Origin of the sequence: Pseudomonas sp. NFACC45 (assembly GCF_900113505.1) — a bacterium.
GTDB lineage: Bacteria > Pseudomonadota > Gammaproteobacteria > Pseudomonadales > Pseudomonadaceae > Aquipseudomonas > Aquipseudomonas tehranensis.
On the sequence record NZ_FOPO01000007.1, the window covers coordinates 262,983 to 279,175 of the forward strand.

The window sequence follows — 16,193 nt, forward strand, 5'->3', positions numbered from 1 at the left end:
GGGAGAAAGCGCGGCATTTTACATGAACCGCAGGTTTTGGCTTCAGCCGACGACGGCCTGTTTGCGCAAACGCCAGGCCATGATCAGCCACACGGCCGTGACCCCGGCGAATTTCGAGACCAGCGCGGTGATCACCACGGCCGGTGTCAGGGCATCGATCATGCCGAAGAAAATGAAGGTGTCCAGGGGAATGCTCAGGGCCGAACTGATCCACAACCGGTCATGCAGCGGACGTTTGGTGATGGAGAACACCAGCCAGTCAATGCATTCGGATACCGCGAACGCCGTCGCGCTGGCCAGGGCAATGGTCGGGTCGGAGGTGACGTAGGACAACACCAGCGCCACCAGCATCGCCACGATGGCGCCGTGGCCGAATCGGGTTTGCACCATGTCCCGCAGAATGAACACCAGACCACCCCAGGCTGACCAGATGATGTCCAGGTGCGGCGCGGCGGAAAACGCGAAGTTGATCAGCACGACGCTGCTGATGTAGGCGATCAGGAAAAGCATGGATTGGGGTACCTGGGTGGCGAGGGAGCTTGCTCCCACTGGGCTCTGTAGGAGCTGGCGTAGCCTGCGATCTTTTGACTTTGATCTTTCGTTTGCGACTCAGTTGTCTGGGACAAGATCGCAGCCTCGTTGCACTCGACAGCTCCTACAGACGTATTTCAGCGAGGGCTTGGCGGCGTGTCAGAGGGTGAAGATACTTTAGCCGCCGCCAGTACCTCAATCCTCCTCGCTGCCTTCTGCCTTCCAATACCCCACCGCCTTGACGAAATCCTGATCCAGCCCTTTCTCCTCCAGCAACACCTTGCGGATCTGCCGCGATACCTTGCTCTCGGTGGCGACCCAGGCGTACAGCTTGCCGCCGGGCATTTCCAGCTGTTGCACGGTGGTCAGCAGGTTGTTCTGGCGGCCTTCGCGCAGCACCCAGATCACGTGTACTTGCGCGGGGCTGTGAAGGACTTGCTGCTCGGCGCCGTTTTCCACTTCCACCACCACCAGCGCCTGGCGGTTGGCCGTCAGGTTTTCCAGGCGACGGGCGATGGCGGGCAGGGCGGTTTCGTCACCGATCAGCAGGTAGTGGTCGAAAATGTCCGGGACAATCATCGAGCCCCTCGGCCCGGCGATGTTGAGGTATTGCCCGGGCGTCGCCTGGGTCGCCCAGGTCGCGGCGGGGCCATCGCCATGAAGCACAAAGTCGATGTCCAGCTCCAGCGCCTGCAGGTCATAACGGCGCGGGGTGTAGTCGCGCATTTGCGGCATCGGGCCCTGGTCCTTGCCAGCGCCGGGGGCGAAGTTTTCCAGGGCGGCATGTTCCTCGGCGTTCTGTGGGAACAGCAGCTTTACGTGATCGTCGCTGCCCAGGCTGGTGAACCCGGCCAGTTCCGGCCCGCCCAAGGTGATGCGGCGCATGCGTGGGGTCAGGTCCTGCACGCGCAACACTTGCAGACGGCGGCGCTTGATCTCGTGGCTGACACGGTGAATGGTGTTTTGATCGACTTCAGTCATTGGCTGGACTCCGAAACAGGTGGACGGTCGGGACCGTCGATAATGGCTTTGGCGGTGTCGTTGAGCAGGTCGCGAATCCGCAGGGTTTCTTCCGGGCTCCACCGGCCATGGTGTCTGTGCAGCGCATTGCGCAGGTTATACACCGCTTGGTGAATTTCCGGGGGGCGGTCTTGGCCGCGCAGGGAGCGCTTGCTCGCTTCAATGCGCATGCGTACCTCATTCAGCGCCGGGGCCTGGTCTTCAAGGAATAGACGTCCGGCGTCGGTCACGCTGTAGCGTTTTTTTCCACCTTCGGCGCTGCCGGCGATCAATGCGCCCATTTCCAGGAAGGTCAGCGTCGGATAGATCACGCCGGGGCTGGGGCTATAGGCGCCGTCGAACATGTTTTCGATACGGCGGATCAAATCGTAGCCGTGGCAAGGCTGTTCGCCAATCAGCGCCAATAACAGCAGCTTCAGGTCACCGGAGGCGAAGACGCGTGGTCCACGACTGCCACGCTCACGGCCCGCGGGGCGTTGTTTGAAACCGTCGTGCTCATCGTGTTTTCGGGGGACTGTCATATGCCTGCTCTCCGTTCTGCATAAGATAGAACTGAGATATATCTTTATCCGTAGATATATCTTTGACGCTCGATATATCTTGGAACTAAGATATATCTAAGTGGGGTTAGAATTGTTTTATAAAAGATAAGACCTTACCCGAATCCCTTGCCTGTACGGGCGGCAAAATAGGCAACTGTCTGAATTTGCAGTGTTCAGTCCAGGGTGCGGGTTGCACGTGTGGGTTGTTTCTTACATCCAAACTTCGTTTTTATATAAAACTGCGTATTTTTCGTTATTGCGCATGTCGGTTTTACTACGTGTCTTTGAGAATAGGCCTGCTTATTTTTAATTAAAGAGAGTTGATCATGCTCCGGCGTTGAGGTCCGGCCAGGCTGTAGTGGGGCTGAAACTTCAATCCTTCTCTTTATGCTATGAACAGGTGTCAAACATGCTCAAACAAATCGTATCCGGTACTGCTCTGGTCGCCGCAGCCCTGAGTTCCTCGCTGGCCTTCGCTCTGGACGATGCCCGCTCCTCTATTCATATCACCGCGACGATCCCCACCAAGCAGTTCCACGTACTGCCACGCAACCCTGACTTCGGTAAGGATGAAGTCATGAACTACAATCCGGTGACCAACACCTTGAGCACTTTGCGTCAGACCTTCGACGTGAAGAACACCGACGGTTCGGTCCACGCCTATCTGTTGGGTGGGCAGGCTTCGCTGACCAACGGTACGGACGCCATTCCGTTGCTGACCCGGTTCAACAACGTCACGCTGACCGAGTTCCCCCAGGAAGTGGTGTCTGACGCGGCATCCACTCCAGGAACCCAGGCCGACATGCTCATCATGGCCTCGACCGTGCCTCTGGAGAGCCAGGTCGGTCAATACACCGCCGACTTCACCGTCATCTTCGACGCGGTGCCTCGCCCGTAAACCCTTCACTGCCCGATCAGGCTTTTCTCCTCCTGCGGGCATGAACGCAGGTCGGCCGCCCGGCCGGCCTGTACCTGGAACGTCCCGTTAGCTTGCTGATATGAGAATCCGTTGATGTTTGCGATGACACCCATCGTGGGTGCGCTGGCGCTATTGTTGTGCGCCAGTGCATGGGCTGCGCCGACTGCCCCCGGTACGACGCCGAGAAGTCTGTTGTCCCAGGCCAAAGGGCTGCCGGAAGAATTTGAAGCGCACTTTTTCGATGTGCCTCTGGCGGTTCGCATGGAACTGGATCAACAGTACCTCGGCGAAGCCATGGTGGTGTTGACCCGTGATGATCGTATGACCTTGCTCGAATTCACCGACACCCAGGACAGCCCGATCCCGGCCGTTGAGCGGGAGCAATGGGAGCAATTGCTGAAACAGGGGCTTGCCCTGGGTGCCTGCGAGGCCAAATGCACGTCGGGACTGCTGGCGGTGCATTACAGTCTTGAACATTCACTGGTCTCGATCCTCACCGAAAAGGTCGAGCGCGGTACCGTGGAAAAGCGCTATTACGATCAGCCACAGGAGGGCAGCCTGGGCTTGATCCTCAATAATCAACTCAATCTCAACGGTGGTCAGGAACAGGACACGGGTGGGCGTTATGGCCTCAATGCCAGTTCCAGCATCGGCAACTGGACCCAGTCGTTCGACCTGCAACTGTCGCGCCTGGGCGGACCGGACGATAAGCTCTACCACGCCGTTCATGAGCTGCACACCCAGCGCGAGATGCAAGACAGTTTTTTGCGCCTGGGTTATTTCATGCCGGGCTCCGATGGCCTGAACCGTCAGATCCGTTCGTTTGGGGCCAACCCGGATACGGCGCTGGGGGTCATGTACGGCAGTTCCGATAGCCTGGTGATCAATAATCCCAAGCCCAGCGTGTACCCCATTTATGTCACCGCCAGTCGTCAGGCGGCGGTGGAGATCTACCGCAACGGCCTGTTGATCAATACCCAGGCCGTCAGCGCCGGCTTGCAGAGCCTGGATACCCGGCCATTGCCCGGCGGCATCTATGAAGTGGAAGTGCGGCTGATCGAAGACGGGCAGACCACCGCCACCTCTCAGGAGCTGGTCTACAAGCCCAACAACTGGCGCAGTGCGGATGATCGCTGGCGCTATAACCTGTTTGCCGGTCGCGAAACCAAACTGCTGAGCAACTGGGACGATCAGCCGTCGGGCTTTACGACTGCCGGGGTCGGTATCAATTACTTGTTGCACCCGCGAGTAGTGTGGGGGCTTTCCACGCGTCAGGTGCAGGACAAACTGCAGTACGGCAGCTCGGTGGACTGGACGCTGCCCAACAACACCAGCCTGTTTGCCAACGTTTACCAGACCGAGCAATACGGCACCGGCATGGACCTGCAGGCGCTGTACAGCTACGGTCTGGGCAGTGTGGTGGCCAGTCACAATCGCAGTTGGCTGGACACTCGCAACACCTATGAGATCCTCCCTGACGGCACCCGTATCCGCCAGCGCGACGTGTTTGTCGGGCAGACCAGCAACTCGTCGCTGTCGGTCACCCATCGACTGAGCAACAAGTCGTCGATCAACGGGCGGCTGTTCTATAGCGAAGGTAATATCCAGGGCACCGGTGTGGATCTGGGATGGACCCAGCGCAGCAAGCTTGGCGGCAGCGATGCCAACTGGCGGTGGTCGGTGTTCGACCGTCCGGGCACCTCCAGTACCGCCGATCGACGCAATCGCGGCGTGGACCTGAGCGTCAGCGTGGCCTTGGGCGGGCCGGGTGAGTATTGGTCGGGCAGCATTGGCACCCGCACCTCCCGTGATGGAACGCGGGACAACAATGGTTCGCTGACCTATCGCCGGGATCTGCAGGATCACGTGCTGCAAAGCGTGTCCGCCACGGTGCTGGCCGATACCTATGGCGTGGGCCTGTCCGGCCTCGCCAGTTTCGACACCGATACGGTGTACGGCGACGGTTTTATCCAGCGCTCTTCCTACAACGACAACCTCACCGGTGGCTTGAACCTCAGCAGCACGGTGGCCGTGGGTGGCCAGAAAATCGCCTTTACCGGCCTGCCCCAGAGTGGCGGTGCGGGCATGATCGTCGATGTGGAAACCGACCTGGACGATATCGTCCTGCTCGCCGACGACCTGACGGGTGGCAGTACCACCCTACGTCCGGGCCGTAACTTCGTGCCCATCACCGCCTATCAGAACAGCCTGCTGACCTTCGACTTCGACGGCGTGCATCCACCGGCGGCCAACATCGAGCCTTCACGCAGCCGCTATCACTTGAACAAAGGGGGCGTGGACTACCGCAAAGTCAGCGTGATGAGAAGCGTCACCGTGCTCGGTCGCCTGCTGGACGCGCAGGGTCAGCCGCTCAAGGGCCATCACGTGATCAACCATGCCAGCCGCGGGGTCAGCGAGGTGGACGGTTTCTTCTCCATGGAGATGAACGCCAGTTCGCCGACGCTTGAAGTGCGCTACGGCAATGACTTGCTCTGCCAGTTTCGCCTCGACCCGGATAACGCCAACAGCGAGGGCGATGTGTTGATGATCGGTGACTTGCGCTGCACGCCAGACACCCTGGCCGACCGCAACAACCCGATCGAGACGGCGGGTTGAACCTGATCCTGGCGCGCCGGCCAGCGTGGTGCGCCCTTCAATATTTCAAGCAGTGTTACGTGAAACGGTCGCCATCGACCGACTTCCATTCATGAGGTTTTGGTAATGAAGCGCTTATTGGTTCTGTGTGGTGTGTCGTTGTTTTCGCTGATGGCCCAGGCCGGGCCGCAAATTAATGTCGGGGTGGTTTACGACTATCTCGAAGGCGACAAGAGCACCTACATGAAACGCATCTTCAACGGCGGAACGTCCACCGCCTTCGTCAAGGTCGACATCCTGGAGATTCTTTACAACGACGACGGCAGCTATCTGGAAGTGCCGCTGCAGGATCAGGACGGTGTGCTCGCCAGGAATGGCCTGATGGCCAGCCCTGCGCGCCTGATCGTACCGGCCAACGGCATGCAGGGGACGCGTCTGCTGTTCATGGGGGACCGCAGCAAGGAGCGTTACTTCCGGGTTCGCTTCGTACCGGTGGTGCCAGAGGCCGAGGACGAGTTCGCGATCAGCGCCGAGGAGCGCGAGGATTATAAAAACGAACGCATCGCCGCCGGGGTGAAAGTGCTGGCCGGCTTCGGCACGGTGTTTTTTGTGCGGCCCAAGGACACCCGTTTCGAGACGGTCATTGATGACAGCGCCGGTCGCTACCTGCTGCGCAACAACGGCAACAGTGTGGTGGTGATCGATGAGTTCAAGGATTGCGCCGCGCAAAAAGACAACAATTGCCGGCCGACCACCAAGCACCACGTCATGGCCGGTCGCACCTTTTCGTTCGACAAGGAGCCTGGGCGTGAATACCGCTTCAGCCTGATCGAAGGCCGCGAAGAGAAAGCCGTCGAGATCAAAGGCTGACGGCATGCTGACGCCACAGGTAATCAATATGTTCAAGACACTGCTACACACCCTCGTGTTCACCGCGTTGACACTGCCGGGGTTTGCGGCATGGGCGGCCGTGGAGCGGGAAACGTTCGAACTCGTTGTCAGCATTCCGACCACCGAGTTCCACGTGTTGCCGGTCGACCCGCAACTGGTCGAGCGCGAACAGCCGATGCTGTTCAGCACCCTGACCTCCGGGCTCCTGCCGCTGCGGGCCAATTACGAAGTGAAGAACATCAACGGGGCCATTGGCGCCCGTCTGGGGCAAGAGGCTTACCTGTCCAATGGCCGTGAGCGTATCGACCTGCAGGTGAAGTTCAACAATGTCCAACTGGCCTTGGATTCGGCCCAGGTGGTCTCGGCCGCCGAGGCCCGGCCCGGTCGGCGTGTGGGGTTGGAAATCATCGCTATCAAGACCGATGAGGAGTATGCGCCTGGGGATTACTACGGCACGGTGCATATGGTCTTCGATGCCATCGCGCCGTAGGGCGGTTGTCGTTATTGGAGTGGGAAAATGAGTGGTTCAAGTCTTTTTGAGCGTGGTGTTGGGGTGTGCCGTACGACGGCGGTGCTGGCCTTGCTGTTCGCGGGCATGCCGACGGCCAGTGCCCTGACCCAGGAAATCAGTGCGATTTTCCGGCCCGACCCGGCGAAACCCATGGAGAACAAGTTCACCAACACCACGCCGGTGAGTGGATATTGCGCCCAGCTCCCAAGGGAGTGCGAAATTGCGGGTATGTTCAGTATCCGGATGCCCATTACCTTTGATTCATCCAAGGCGATTGAGGCCAATCACAGTGACTATCGGCAAGGCGCCACATTCAAAGTGCCTTCCGATTGGCGCCCGGTAACCGTGATCAATTCGGGCACGGGCGAAAGTGAAGTGGTTGAAATTCGAGTATCCGGTATCGGTTCACAATATCGACTCAGCGTCAGCCCCGTCGAGCTGGTGGGGGGAGGCAGTGTCTATGGGGCTCATGAAAAACTATGGGGTAGCGCTTGGGTGTATGCACCTGCACCGTGCCGTTACAGTGGTGTGGGGCTCTACAGCACGTACCAGTACGCTTTTTTCTGGAAGGCTCCGCAACAAGCCGCTTGTTCTAAACAGGCCAAGTACCGGGTGCCCGACATGAGGTACACCTATCTGGATTTCGCGTACGAACTGCGCACCCCCAACCCCTTGAAAATGTCGGCCGGTCATTACACCGGTACGTTGAGCTATAGCGTTGGGCCAGGGCAGGACTTCGACATGGGCGATGTCATGCTCCCGAACGACTCAGTGATCTCGCTCAATTTCAATCTTGAGGTTCAACACACGCTCAAAGTCGAAGTGCCTCCCGGCGGCAACAAGGTCGTGCTCGAACCCCAGGGCGGCTGGCAAGCCTGGCTGAACCAGGGGCAAAAACCGACGCGGTTGTTTCGTGACCAGACCTTTCATATCTCAGCCTCGTCGCGTTTCAAGATGGGCCTGCAATGCCAATTCGCCGGTTCGAGTGATAACACCTGCCTGCTCTGGGCACCCAGCTCCGGCCAACTGGTGCCGGTGAATATCAGCGTGACCTTGCCCAACGGCTTGACCGACGCTGCCGGCCAACCGGTCAACCGCCGCCGGCTCTATCTCGATGGCAGCGGCACCGAGTTGTTCCAGCCGGGGCATTACATCGACCGTCGGCCGGGGACGGTGCATTTTGAAGTCGCTCGCAACCAGGTGGAAGAAATGCTAGCCGGGGAGGCAAAGAACTACATGGGCAACGTGACGGTGATCTGGGATTCGGAGGTGTAGATGATCTTCTGTGGGAGCGAGCCTGCTCGCGATGACGGCCGCACAGTCAACATCACCGCCAACTGACCCACCGCCATCGCGAGCAAGCTTTGCTCCCACAGTTTGCTTTGTCCCCTCACTTTGCTAACACAGTGGGGTGATTCAATGGCCTGCCATCAACGGCTGGCACTGGGTATGGGTCCCCGGTTGCAAGTATGGTGAGAGGAACGGCGCCATGCCCTTGAGCACCTGGACCGGCAAGGCCGAGGTGAATTTGAAGTTCTGCGCCGATGCTCCCGGCACATAGGCGGTGAGGGTGCCGAAATGGCTGTCGCCAATGTAGAACACAAAAGTGGCGGTGCGGTTGATCGACTTGGAACTGATCACTCGCCCACCGGCGCCCACCGCTTCGATGCGGTTGTCGCCGGTACCGGTCTTGCCACCCATCGATAACGGTGTGCCGTCGGCCAGGGTGAAACTGCCGGCCACCCGTTTCGCGGTGCCGGCATCGACCACCTGGGACAACGCACTGCGCAAGGCTTGCGCCACTTCCACCGGCATCACTCGTTTGCCATTGTCCGGGTCGCTGATCAGCCGCGTTTCATAAGGGGTATTGACGGCGAAGTCGAGGCTGTCGACGCGTAGCGCCGGGAGCCGGATACCGTCGTTGAGGATGGTGCCCACCAGTTCCGCCAGGGCGGCGGGGCGGTCGCCGGAGCTGCCGATGGCGGTGGCCAGCGACGGCACCAGATGGTCGAACGGGTAGCCGACTTTCTGCCAGCGTTGGTGAATATCAAGGAAGGCCTCGACTTCCAGCATGGTGCGGATACGACTGTCCCGGGCGCTCTTGTGCCGGCTCTTGAACAGCCAGCTATAGACCTCCTGGCGTTCGAACCGGCTGGCTTTGACGATCTGGCTGAACTTGGCATCGGGATTGTTCAGCAGATAACCCACCAGCCACAGGTCCAGCGGATGGACTTTGGCGATAAAACCCTGGTCGGGCAGGTCATAGCGGCCCGGTCCGTAGTTGCTGTAAAGCCGTTCGAGGCGTTCGTCGGTGAGCTTTTCGGCGCTCTTGGCCGACTTGAGGTGCGAACGCACAAAGTGGTTGAAGCTTTCCTGGCTGTCGCCGGGAAAGAAGTAACGGTGCACGGCGGCCAGGCGGATGGCCGTGGGGCGCATCCCGTCGAGGAAGGTTTCCAGACGCTGGCCTGTGTCCTTTTTCTGGTACTTCTTCCAGAACTTGAGCAGGAAGGTGGTGCCTTCGCGGTCGGCAAACTGGGCCAGGTACTCTTGGCGGCGCGGATTTTTGTCGTCCTTGAGCAGCTCCGAACTGTTGTCGGGGCCCGCGTACGTGGCGTAGCGCACCAGATCACGCATCAGGCGAATGAATGGCAGGTTGATCGACTCGCGCAGGGCGTCGCGCAAGGTGGGATTACGGCCGTTATCTTCTTTACGGAAATTATTGAAGGTGTGCAGCCCGCCGCCGGTGAAAAACGCCTCGCCGGGGCTGGCTGAATAGGTACGATCCAGCGCCGCCTCAAGCATCGTCGGCAGGTTGCGATCGCTGTGCTGGATCAGGTAATCGACGGCCCAACGGGAGAGGCGGTCCTGCTCGGCGATCTCGGCTTTTTTCAATGTTGCCGGGGTTTCGTGGGCATAACGTTCGTGCAGTTCGGCGATGATCTGCAGGTAGGTGGTGAGCACTCTTAACTTGGCGGTGGAGCCCAGTTCCAGTTTGCTGCCTTCGTTGATATCGAAGGGTTGGTCGGTGCTGTCGGTCTGCACGCGCACACGCGAGCCGTCCGGAGTCAGCTCCAGCAGGGTGAAGCTGTAGCGCACCTGGGCGGTGCTGGTAGGCGTCAGAAGACGTTCGCCCATCAGGCCGATTTCGGCAGCGAACGCCGGGTCCGCCAAGCGCTTGAGGTAATCGGTGGCCTGGGTCTGCAAGTCGTTTTGCAAGGTGCTGGTGGCGGAGAGGTCCAGGCGATCGAGGTCATAAAATGAGCGGTTGAGCAGCGTGGCAAGACGACTGCGGGTGGCGCTGATGCCTTTGTTGATTTCGTTGGGCTGAATGGTGGGTTGCTGCACCCAGTCGCGATAACTGACCTTGCTTGCCAGGGTCGCCTCGGCCAGCGAGGCGTCAATCACGCCGTTCTGGGCCAACAGCCGGACGTGGCTGTCGGTCAGGCGCGCCAGCTCGTCACGGCCTCTGGACAGGTAATAGGAGGGGCGGCGCTGGGCGATCATCAACGACAGCATTTCCCGAAGGGCCAGGCCTTTTTCCGCGAGGCTGCCAGGATCTGTCGCGGTGCTGGACAAGCGTTCGTTGGCACGGTTGAAATCGGCGCCGTACCAGACCCGCAAACCTTCGGCCATGCCGTGGACTTCGCCATGCCCCGGTACGGCGGAGAGCGGCACGCTGTTGAGGTAATCACGGATGACTTTCTGCCGAGCCTCAAGGGTCTGTGGGCCGGCCTGATAGGCACGCACACTGGCGGAAATCATCTGGCGGATTTTCTCCGCCCCCGACCCGGTGAGGCCATCGGCGGAGTGGCGATATTTTTCCAGCTGCGTCGCCAGGGTACTGCCCCCAGCGGACTGCCCTGGCAAACTCAGGAATTTGGCCACCTGGGACCACGCCGCCATGCCGAAGCGCGGCCAGTCCACTGCCGGGTTGGCCTGGGGGTGCTTGGGGTCGAGCAAAAAGCGGTTCTCGATGAACAACAGGCTTTGCACCACCACGGGAGGGATGGCTTCGAAGCTGGCGTACAGTTGCTGCGGGTACTTGAACTGGTACAGCGGCGCGACGCGGCAATCGGTGATGGTCAGGCCGGCCTGGATCTTTTCCGCATAGGGGGCAAACAGGCCCTTGTCGACGTAATTCATCAAGGCCGGGGAGAAACGTGCCTGGGCCTGAATCACATAATCGCGCTTGAGCAACCGCGGCAGGAACTCACCCAGCGAGCTATAACCCAACCGCCGGTCGAACGGGCCTTCCCCAGGATAGACGATGGCATCGCTTGGCCCCGGTTGCACCGAATAGGTCAGAGACGCGGCGTACCGACTGATCTCCCGGGCCTGAAACCTGGACGTGCGCATTTCCTTGGCCACCGCCAGGCCGACCACCACCACGATAATCAACAGCAATAACCAGAACGCTCGCCAGCCATGTCCTGCCCGGCGTTTTTTTTGAGGTAAAGGTGCTTCTTCCATACGTTCAGTCGGGCCCACAGGTTTACTCGAATCGGTTTGCCATAACGCGCCCATAGTCGACTGATCCATTCACGCATTGATCGGGACTTGCTTGAAGCTTAGACGGTGGTGGCGCGGGCGGCGGGAAATTGTGGGTAAGCCAATGTCCAGGGCCGCGGCAACATTCCTCTGTGGCGAGGGGATTTATCCCCGCTCGACGGCGCAGCAGGCGCAAGATCATGAGGATCGAGAATGCTTCAGAAGGGCAGTTGCGCAGCCCCACGGGGATAAATCCCCTCGCCACAGGGGTATGGGGGCTTCAAAGCCATTCAGCGTCCCAGAGTGGGTAATCGCCTATTCGATCCACCAGCCCTGCACGAAGTGGATTGGCAATGATGTAGCGGGCGAAGGGCAACAGATCTTCGTTGTCGCGGATCGCACGGTCATGGAAGCCGCTTTGCCAGAGAGGACCAGAAGCGCCGGTCGCGCCGTTGACGCTATGGGTGCATCGGGCTTTTGTAGCGCCGATGACCCTGCTTAGTTGGTTATCGATGAGTTGCAGCAGCCAATGGAAATGATCCGGCATGACCACCCAGGCCAAGGACTTCACCTGGCCTGAATCATGAGCGCGTTTTAGTTCCGCGACCAACAGTCTTCCAACTTTCCAGTCCGCAAACACCGGGCGCCGTCGATGAATAACGGCGGTCACCAGATAGGCTCGTCCATGCTCCGAGTAACGTCCTCGACGCAAGCGATGGGAATTGGGGCGTGGATGCATTCCTTGCTTCCTTTGATAGAGAGGGGTGAGTGCAGCTTAGCCATGGCGCTGTCGTTTCGAAGCTGAAACGGCCGAGCGAATATTCCGAAACTTCTGTAGCTCCTGTGGCGAGGGGATTTAGCGAAACGTCGCACCGCCCCGCTCCACTGCGCAGCAGGCGCAAAAGGTCATGAGCATTGTCTGGGCGACTGAAGGTGCTTCTCAGAAGGGCTGCTGCGCAGCCCCGCGGGGATAAATCCCCTCGCCACAGGGGGCGGTGCAGGCCAAGAACCTTGCGCTAGAGCCCTCGGCATGTGCCCGGGCATGACGCTGCACCATCGCTGTGCAATACTCGGCGCCGTTTTACGAATTGGCTGTAATCCCAGGCAATACGTCTCCATAGGTGGGTGTATGGATGAGGTTTATCCCTGATTTTCCCTGGTTTTACAGTGAAACTCTCTGCCTCTGGCTTTTTATACTGCACGACCCGCTGATCCTGCGGCTTTTGTTCTACAGGACGGTCTGTCCACAAAACAGACCCGGTTTCGGCAAGGTGGCAGGCCTATCGGCTTGCGGCTTTGGAGACTCGGTGGTCAATCCAATAACAAAACGAGGTTGTATCCCTATGCCTGTCGGCAATCATCTGCCCCATGGCGAGACCGCTCAGGGTGGTCCGCTCAAACGTGAACTCGGCGAGCGGCATATCCGCCTGATGGCGCTCGGCGCTTGCATCGGTGTCGGGCTGTTCCTCGGCTCGGCCAAGGCCATCGAAATGGCCGGTCCGGCGATCATGCTGTCCTACATCATTGGCGGCTTGGCGATCCTGGTGATCATGCGCGCCCTCGGTGAGATGGCGGTGCACAACCCGGTGGCCGGTTCGTTCAGTCGCTATGCCCAGGATTACCTCGGGCCGCTGGCGGGCTTTCTGACCGGCTGGAATTACTGGTTCCTGTGGCTGGTCACCTGCGTGGCGGAAATCACCGCAGTGGCGGTGTACATGGGTATCTGGTTCCCCGACGTGCCGCGCTGGATCTGGGCCCTGGCGGCACTGATCAGCATGGGCTCGATCAATCTGATCGCGGTCAAGGCCTTCGGTGAGTTCGAGTTCTGGTTCGCCCTGATCAAGATCGTCACCATCATCGCCATGGTCATCGGCGGCGTCGGCATCATCGCCTTCGGGTTCGGCAACGATGGCGTGGCCCTGGGTATTTCCAACCTCTGGACGCACGGCGGTTTCATGCCCAACGGCGTGCAGGGTGTGTTGATGTCCCTGCAAATGGTGATGTTCGCCTACCTGGGCGTGGAGATGATCGGCCTGACCGCCGGTGAGGCGAAGAACCCGCAGAAAACCATCCCCAACGCCATTGGTTCGGTGTTCTGGCGGATCCTGCTGTTCTACGTCGGTGCGCTGTTCGTGATCCTGTCGATCTACCCCTGGAACGAGATCGGCACCCAGGGCAGCCCGTTCGTGATGACCTTCGAGCGCCTGGGGATCAAGACCGCCGCCGGCATCATCAACTTCGTGGTGATCACCGCGGCGCTGTCGTCCTGCAACGGCGGCATCTTCAGCACCGGGCGGATGCTCTACAGCCTGGCGCAGAATGGCCAGGCCCCGGCTGGTTTCGCCACCACCTCGGCCAACGGCGTGCCGCGCCGGGCATTGCTGCTGTCCATCGCCGCGCTGCTGCTGGGCGTGCTGCTCAACTACCTGGTGCCGGAAAAAGTCTTCGTCTGGGTGACCTCCATCGCCACCTTCGGTGCCATTTGGACCTGGGTGATGATCCTGTTGGCCCAATTGAAATTCCGTAAAAGCCTGAGCGCTTCGGAACGTGCGGCCCTGAAATACCGCATGTGGCTGTACCCGGTCAGTTCATACCTGGCGCTGGCATTCCTGGTGCTGGTGGTGGGCCTGATGGCCTACTTCCCGGACACCCGCGTGGCCCTCTACGTGGGCCCGGCTTTCCTGGTGCTGTTGACGGTGCTGTTTTATACCTTCAAGTTGCAGCCCACTGGTGATGTGCAGGGCTCGATGGATACCGCTTCATAAATTGCCGGCAATAAAACGAAAAGCCCCGGTCGGATGATCGGGGCTTTTTCTCAAGGGGATATCCCTCCTACCGTGGAGGATCCTGTCTCATGCCTGATGGTACTGCCGTCAAGCGGCGGCGACTTCCTGCGGCTCAAAACTGTCCGCCCGCGCCATCTGCCACATCCTCGAATAAAACTCCCCATTGACCTCACCTGTCAGCAATTCCCCCGGTTTCAAGAACACATGCAACTGGGAAAACAGCTTGATTTCAGTGGCGGACATGCGACGGACCAGATGTTTGGGTTGCAGTTGTGAAGGATGGTCGAGGCCGGCGGCGGCGAGCATTTCGGCCAGGGCCTTGAGGGTGTTGCGGTGGAAGTTGTAGACCCGCTGGGCCTTGTCCGGCACAACCAGGGCGCGCTGGCGCAGGGTGTCCTGGGTGGCGACGCCGGTAGGGCATTTGTTGGTATGACAGCTTTGGGACTGGATGCAGCCGATCGCGAACATGAAACCCCGCGCGGCGTTGGCCCAGTCGGCGCCGATGGCCAGGACGCTGGCGATGTCGAAGGCGCTGACGATTTTACCGCTGGCACCGAGTTTGATCTTGTCCCGCAGGTTCAGGCCCACCAGGGTGTTGTGGACGAACAGCAGACCCTCGCGCAACGGCACGCCAATGTGGTCGGTGAACTCCACTGGCGCTGCACCCGTGCCACCTTCCTTGCCGTCCACCACGATGAAGTCGGGCAGGATGCCGGTTTCCAGCATGGCCTTGGCGATGCCCATGAACTCCCAGGGGTGGCCCAGGCAGAACTTGAAGCCCACTGGTTTGCCACCGGACAGTTCGCGCAGTTGCTGGACGAACTGCATCAGTTCGATCGGTGTGGAGAAAGCACTGTGGCGTGACGGTGAAACGCAGTCCTCGCCCATGAGGATGCCACGGGTTTCGGCGATTTCCCGGGTGACCTTGTGCTTGGGCAGAATCCCGCCATGGCCGGGCTTGGCGCCCTGGCTCATCTTGATTTCAATCATCCGCACCTGCGGGTTCTGCGCTTGGGTGGCAAAGCGCTCCGGGTCGAAGCGACCTTCACGGGTGCGACAGCCGAAATAGCCGCTGCCCAGTTCCCAGGTCAGGTCGCCGCCGTGTTCGCGGTGATAAGGGCTGATGCTACCTTCGCCCGTGTCGTGGGCGAAATTGCCGAGCTTGGCGCCTTGGTTCAACGCCCGAATGGCGTTGGCGCTCAGGGAACCGAAGCTCATGGCGGAGATGTTGAACACCGACGCTGAATACGGTTGGGTGCATTGCGGTCCGCCAACCGTCACCCGAAAACCGCTGGGGTCGCTCAACGGAGCCGGGCGCATGGAATGACCGATGAATTCGAAACCGGTCTGATAAACATCGATCAGGGTGCCGAACGGTTTGTCGGCGCTTTCGTTCTTGGCCCGGGAGTACACCAGGGAACGCTGTGCGCGCGAGAAGGGCAGGGCGTCGCTGTCGGATTCGAGCAGGTACTGACGAATTTCCGGGCGGATACCTTCGACCAGATAGCGGATATTGCCCAGGATCGGGTAGTTGCGACGCACGGCATGGCGGTTCTGCAGCAGGTCGAACAGTCCCAGCAGACTCAGCAGCCCGGTCACCAGTGTAAATGGCCAGAGCCAGTCGTGTTGCAGAAACGGCAGGCTGGCGAGGGTGAAGATCACACAGCCAGCAAAAAAGGCGTAACGGCTCAACAGAGACAGGCTCATGCGGTTTCCTTGGGTTTGAGCTTTGGATGGGCAGCGGATCATTCTGCGCTGGCAGCGAAACGCCGGGCAACCTGTGGCGAGGGGATTTATCCCCGTTGGGCTGCGTAGCAGCCCTAAAACCCGCCCGCCAGTTTTGTCAGGCTGATTACCTGCAACTCTTTGGGGCCGCTTCGCGGCCCAACGGGGATAAATCCCCTCGCCAC

At 59.9% G+C, this 16,193-nt stretch carries 12 protein-coding genes; 6 read left to right on the forward strand and 6 right to left on the reverse strand.

The genetic code is table 11. From position 1 onward, the window contains the following. Positions 1-42 precede the first annotated feature (42 nt). The 3 genes from BM132_RS15365 to BM132_RS15375 all read right to left on the reverse strand — a co-directional run bounded on the left by BM132_RS15365 (position 43) and on the right by BM132_RS15375 (position 2,072). Positions 43-510, reverse strand: coding sequence for a preQ0 transporter (locus BM132_RS15365; RefSeq protein ID WP_092393567.1), 468 nt, complete (start codon positions 508-510; stop codon positions 43-45). A 216-nt stretch (positions 511-726) separates the two neighbouring features. Further along, the gene (locus BM132_RS15370; protein ID WP_092456416.1) at positions 727-1,512 is read right to left on the reverse strand and encodes a siderophore-interacting protein; all 786 of its coding nucleotides are present in this window, start codon (positions 1,510-1,512) and stop codon (positions 727-729) included. Continuing rightward, entirely contained in the window at positions 1,509-2,072 is a 564-nt protein-coding gene (locus tag BM132_RS15375) for a PadR family transcriptional regulator (protein WP_092456419.1), read from the reverse strand. Before BM132_RS15375 ends, BM132_RS15370 begins: the two co-directional genes overlap by 4 nt. A 430-nt stretch (positions 2,073-2,502) precedes the next feature. Here BM132_RS15375 and BM132_RS15380 point away from each other — a divergent pair, with 430 nt between their 5' ends. The 5 genes from BM132_RS15380 to BM132_RS15400 all read left to right on the forward strand — a co-directional run bounded on the left by BM132_RS15380 (position 2,503) and on the right by BM132_RS15400 (position 8,284). Then, a complete protein-coding gene (locus BM132_RS15380) occupies positions 2,503-2,991 on the forward strand; it encodes a CS1 type fimbrial major subunit (protein ID WP_092393557.1) in 489 nt (162 codons plus the stop codon). A 114-nt stretch (positions 2,992-3,105) separates the two neighbouring features. Next, a complete protein-coding gene (locus BM132_RS15385) occupies positions 3,106-5,628 on the forward strand; it encodes a TcfC E-set like domain-containing protein (RefSeq protein WP_092456422.1) in 2,523 nt (840 codons plus the stop codon). 105 nt (positions 5,629-5,733) lie between these two features. After that, positions 5,734-6,477 (forward strand): molecular chaperone, encoded by a 744-nt coding sequence (locus BM132_RS15390; protein WP_177218179.1) that lies wholly within the window; start codon positions 5,734-5,736, stop codon positions 6,475-6,477. A gap of 28 nt (positions 6,478-6,505) precedes the next feature. Then, complete coding sequence (locus BM132_RS15395; RefSeq protein WP_092456538.1) at positions 6,506-6,988, forward strand: CS1 type fimbrial major subunit; 483 nt, start codon at positions 6,506-6,508, stop codon at positions 6,986-6,988. Between the two features lie 27 nt (positions 6,989-7,015). After that, positions 7,016-8,284: a hypothetical protein gene (locus tag BM132_RS15400; RefSeq protein WP_371264132.1), complete on the forward strand. Its 1,269-nt coding sequence runs from the start codon at positions 7,016-7,018 to the stop codon at positions 8,282-8,284. A gap of 141 nt (positions 8,285-8,425) precedes the next feature. Here BM132_RS15400 and BM132_RS15405 read toward each other — a convergent pair whose 3' ends face one another. Together BM132_RS15405 and BM132_RS15410 are read right to left on the reverse strand one after the other, a co-directional pair. Further along, positions 8,426-11,533 (reverse strand): transglycosylase domain-containing protein, encoded by a 3,108-nt coding sequence (locus tag BM132_RS15405; protein WP_092456427.1) that lies wholly within the window; start codon positions 11,531-11,533, stop codon positions 8,426-8,428. 244 nt (positions 11,534-11,777) lie between these two features. Further along, positions 11,778-12,236 (reverse strand): REP-associated tyrosine transposase, encoded by a 459-nt coding sequence (locus BM132_RS15410; RefSeq protein ID WP_092456430.1) that lies wholly within the window; start codon positions 12,234-12,236, stop codon positions 11,778-11,780. Positions 12,237-12,840: 604 nt separating this feature from the next. Between BM132_RS15410 and BM132_RS15415 the strand changes: the two genes are divergently transcribed. Beyond that, entirely contained in the window at positions 12,841-14,262 is a 1,422-nt protein-coding gene (locus BM132_RS15415; protein WP_047230406.1) for an amino acid permease, read from the forward strand. A 108-nt stretch (positions 14,263-14,370) separates the two neighbouring features. Here BM132_RS15415 and BM132_RS15420 read toward each other — a convergent pair whose 3' ends face one another. Beyond that, positions 14,371-15,990, reverse strand: coding sequence for an FMN-binding glutamate synthase family protein (locus BM132_RS15420; RefSeq protein ID WP_092456433.1), 1,620 nt, complete (start codon positions 15,988-15,990; stop codon positions 14,371-14,373). Between the last annotated feature and the right edge of the window lie 203 nt (positions 15,991-16,193).

What these genes read in the sequence shown, in the direction of transcription:
- BM132_RS15410 (WP_092456430.1), bottom strand. Translation starts at nt 12,236, where the DNA reads ATGCATCCACGCCCCAATTCCCATCGCTTGCGTCGAGGACGTTACTCG.
- BM132_RS15420 (WP_092456433.1), bottom strand. Translation starts at nt 15,990, where the DNA reads ATGAGCCTGTCTCTGTTGAGCCGTTACGCCTTTTTTGCTGGCTGTGTG.
- BM132_RS15390 (WP_177218179.1), top strand. Translation starts at nt 5,734, where the DNA reads ATGAAGCGCTTATTGGTTCTGTGTGGTGTGTCGTTGTTTTCGCTGATG.
- BM132_RS15375 (WP_092456419.1), bottom strand. Translation starts at nt 2,072, where the DNA reads ATGACAGTCCCCCGAAAACACGATGAGCACGACGGTTTCAAACAACGC.
- BM132_RS15380 (WP_092393557.1), top strand. Translation starts at nt 2,503, where the DNA reads ATGCTCAAACAAATCGTATCCGGTACTGCTCTGGTCGCCGCAGCCCTG.
- BM132_RS15370 (WP_092456416.1), bottom strand. Translation starts at nt 1,512, where the DNA reads ATGACTGAAGTCGATCAAAACACCATTCACCGTGTCAGCCACGAGATC.
- BM132_RS15405 (WP_092456427.1), bottom strand. Translation starts at nt 11,533, where the DNA reads ATGGGCGCGTTATGGCAAACCGATTCGAGTAAACCTGTGGGCCCGACT.
- BM132_RS15400 (WP_371264132.1), top strand. Translation starts at nt 7,016, where the DNA reads ATGAGTGGTTCAAGTCTTTTTGAGCGTGGTGTTGGGGTGTGCCGTACG.
- BM132_RS15385 (WP_092456422.1), top strand. Translation starts at nt 3,106, where the DNA reads ATGTTTGCGATGACACCCATCGTGGGTGCGCTGGCGCTATTGTTGTGC.
- BM132_RS15365 (WP_092393567.1), bottom strand. Translation starts at nt 510, where the DNA reads ATGCTTTTCCTGATCGCCTACATCAGCAGCGTCGTGCTGATCAACTTC.
- BM132_RS15415 (WP_047230406.1), top strand. Translation starts at nt 12,841, where the DNA reads ATGCCTGTCGGCAATCATCTGCCCCATGGCGAGACCGCTCAGGGTGGT.
- BM132_RS15395 (WP_092456538.1), top strand. Translation starts at nt 6,506, where the DNA reads ATGTTCAAGACACTGCTACACACCCTCGTGTTCACCGCGTTGACACTG.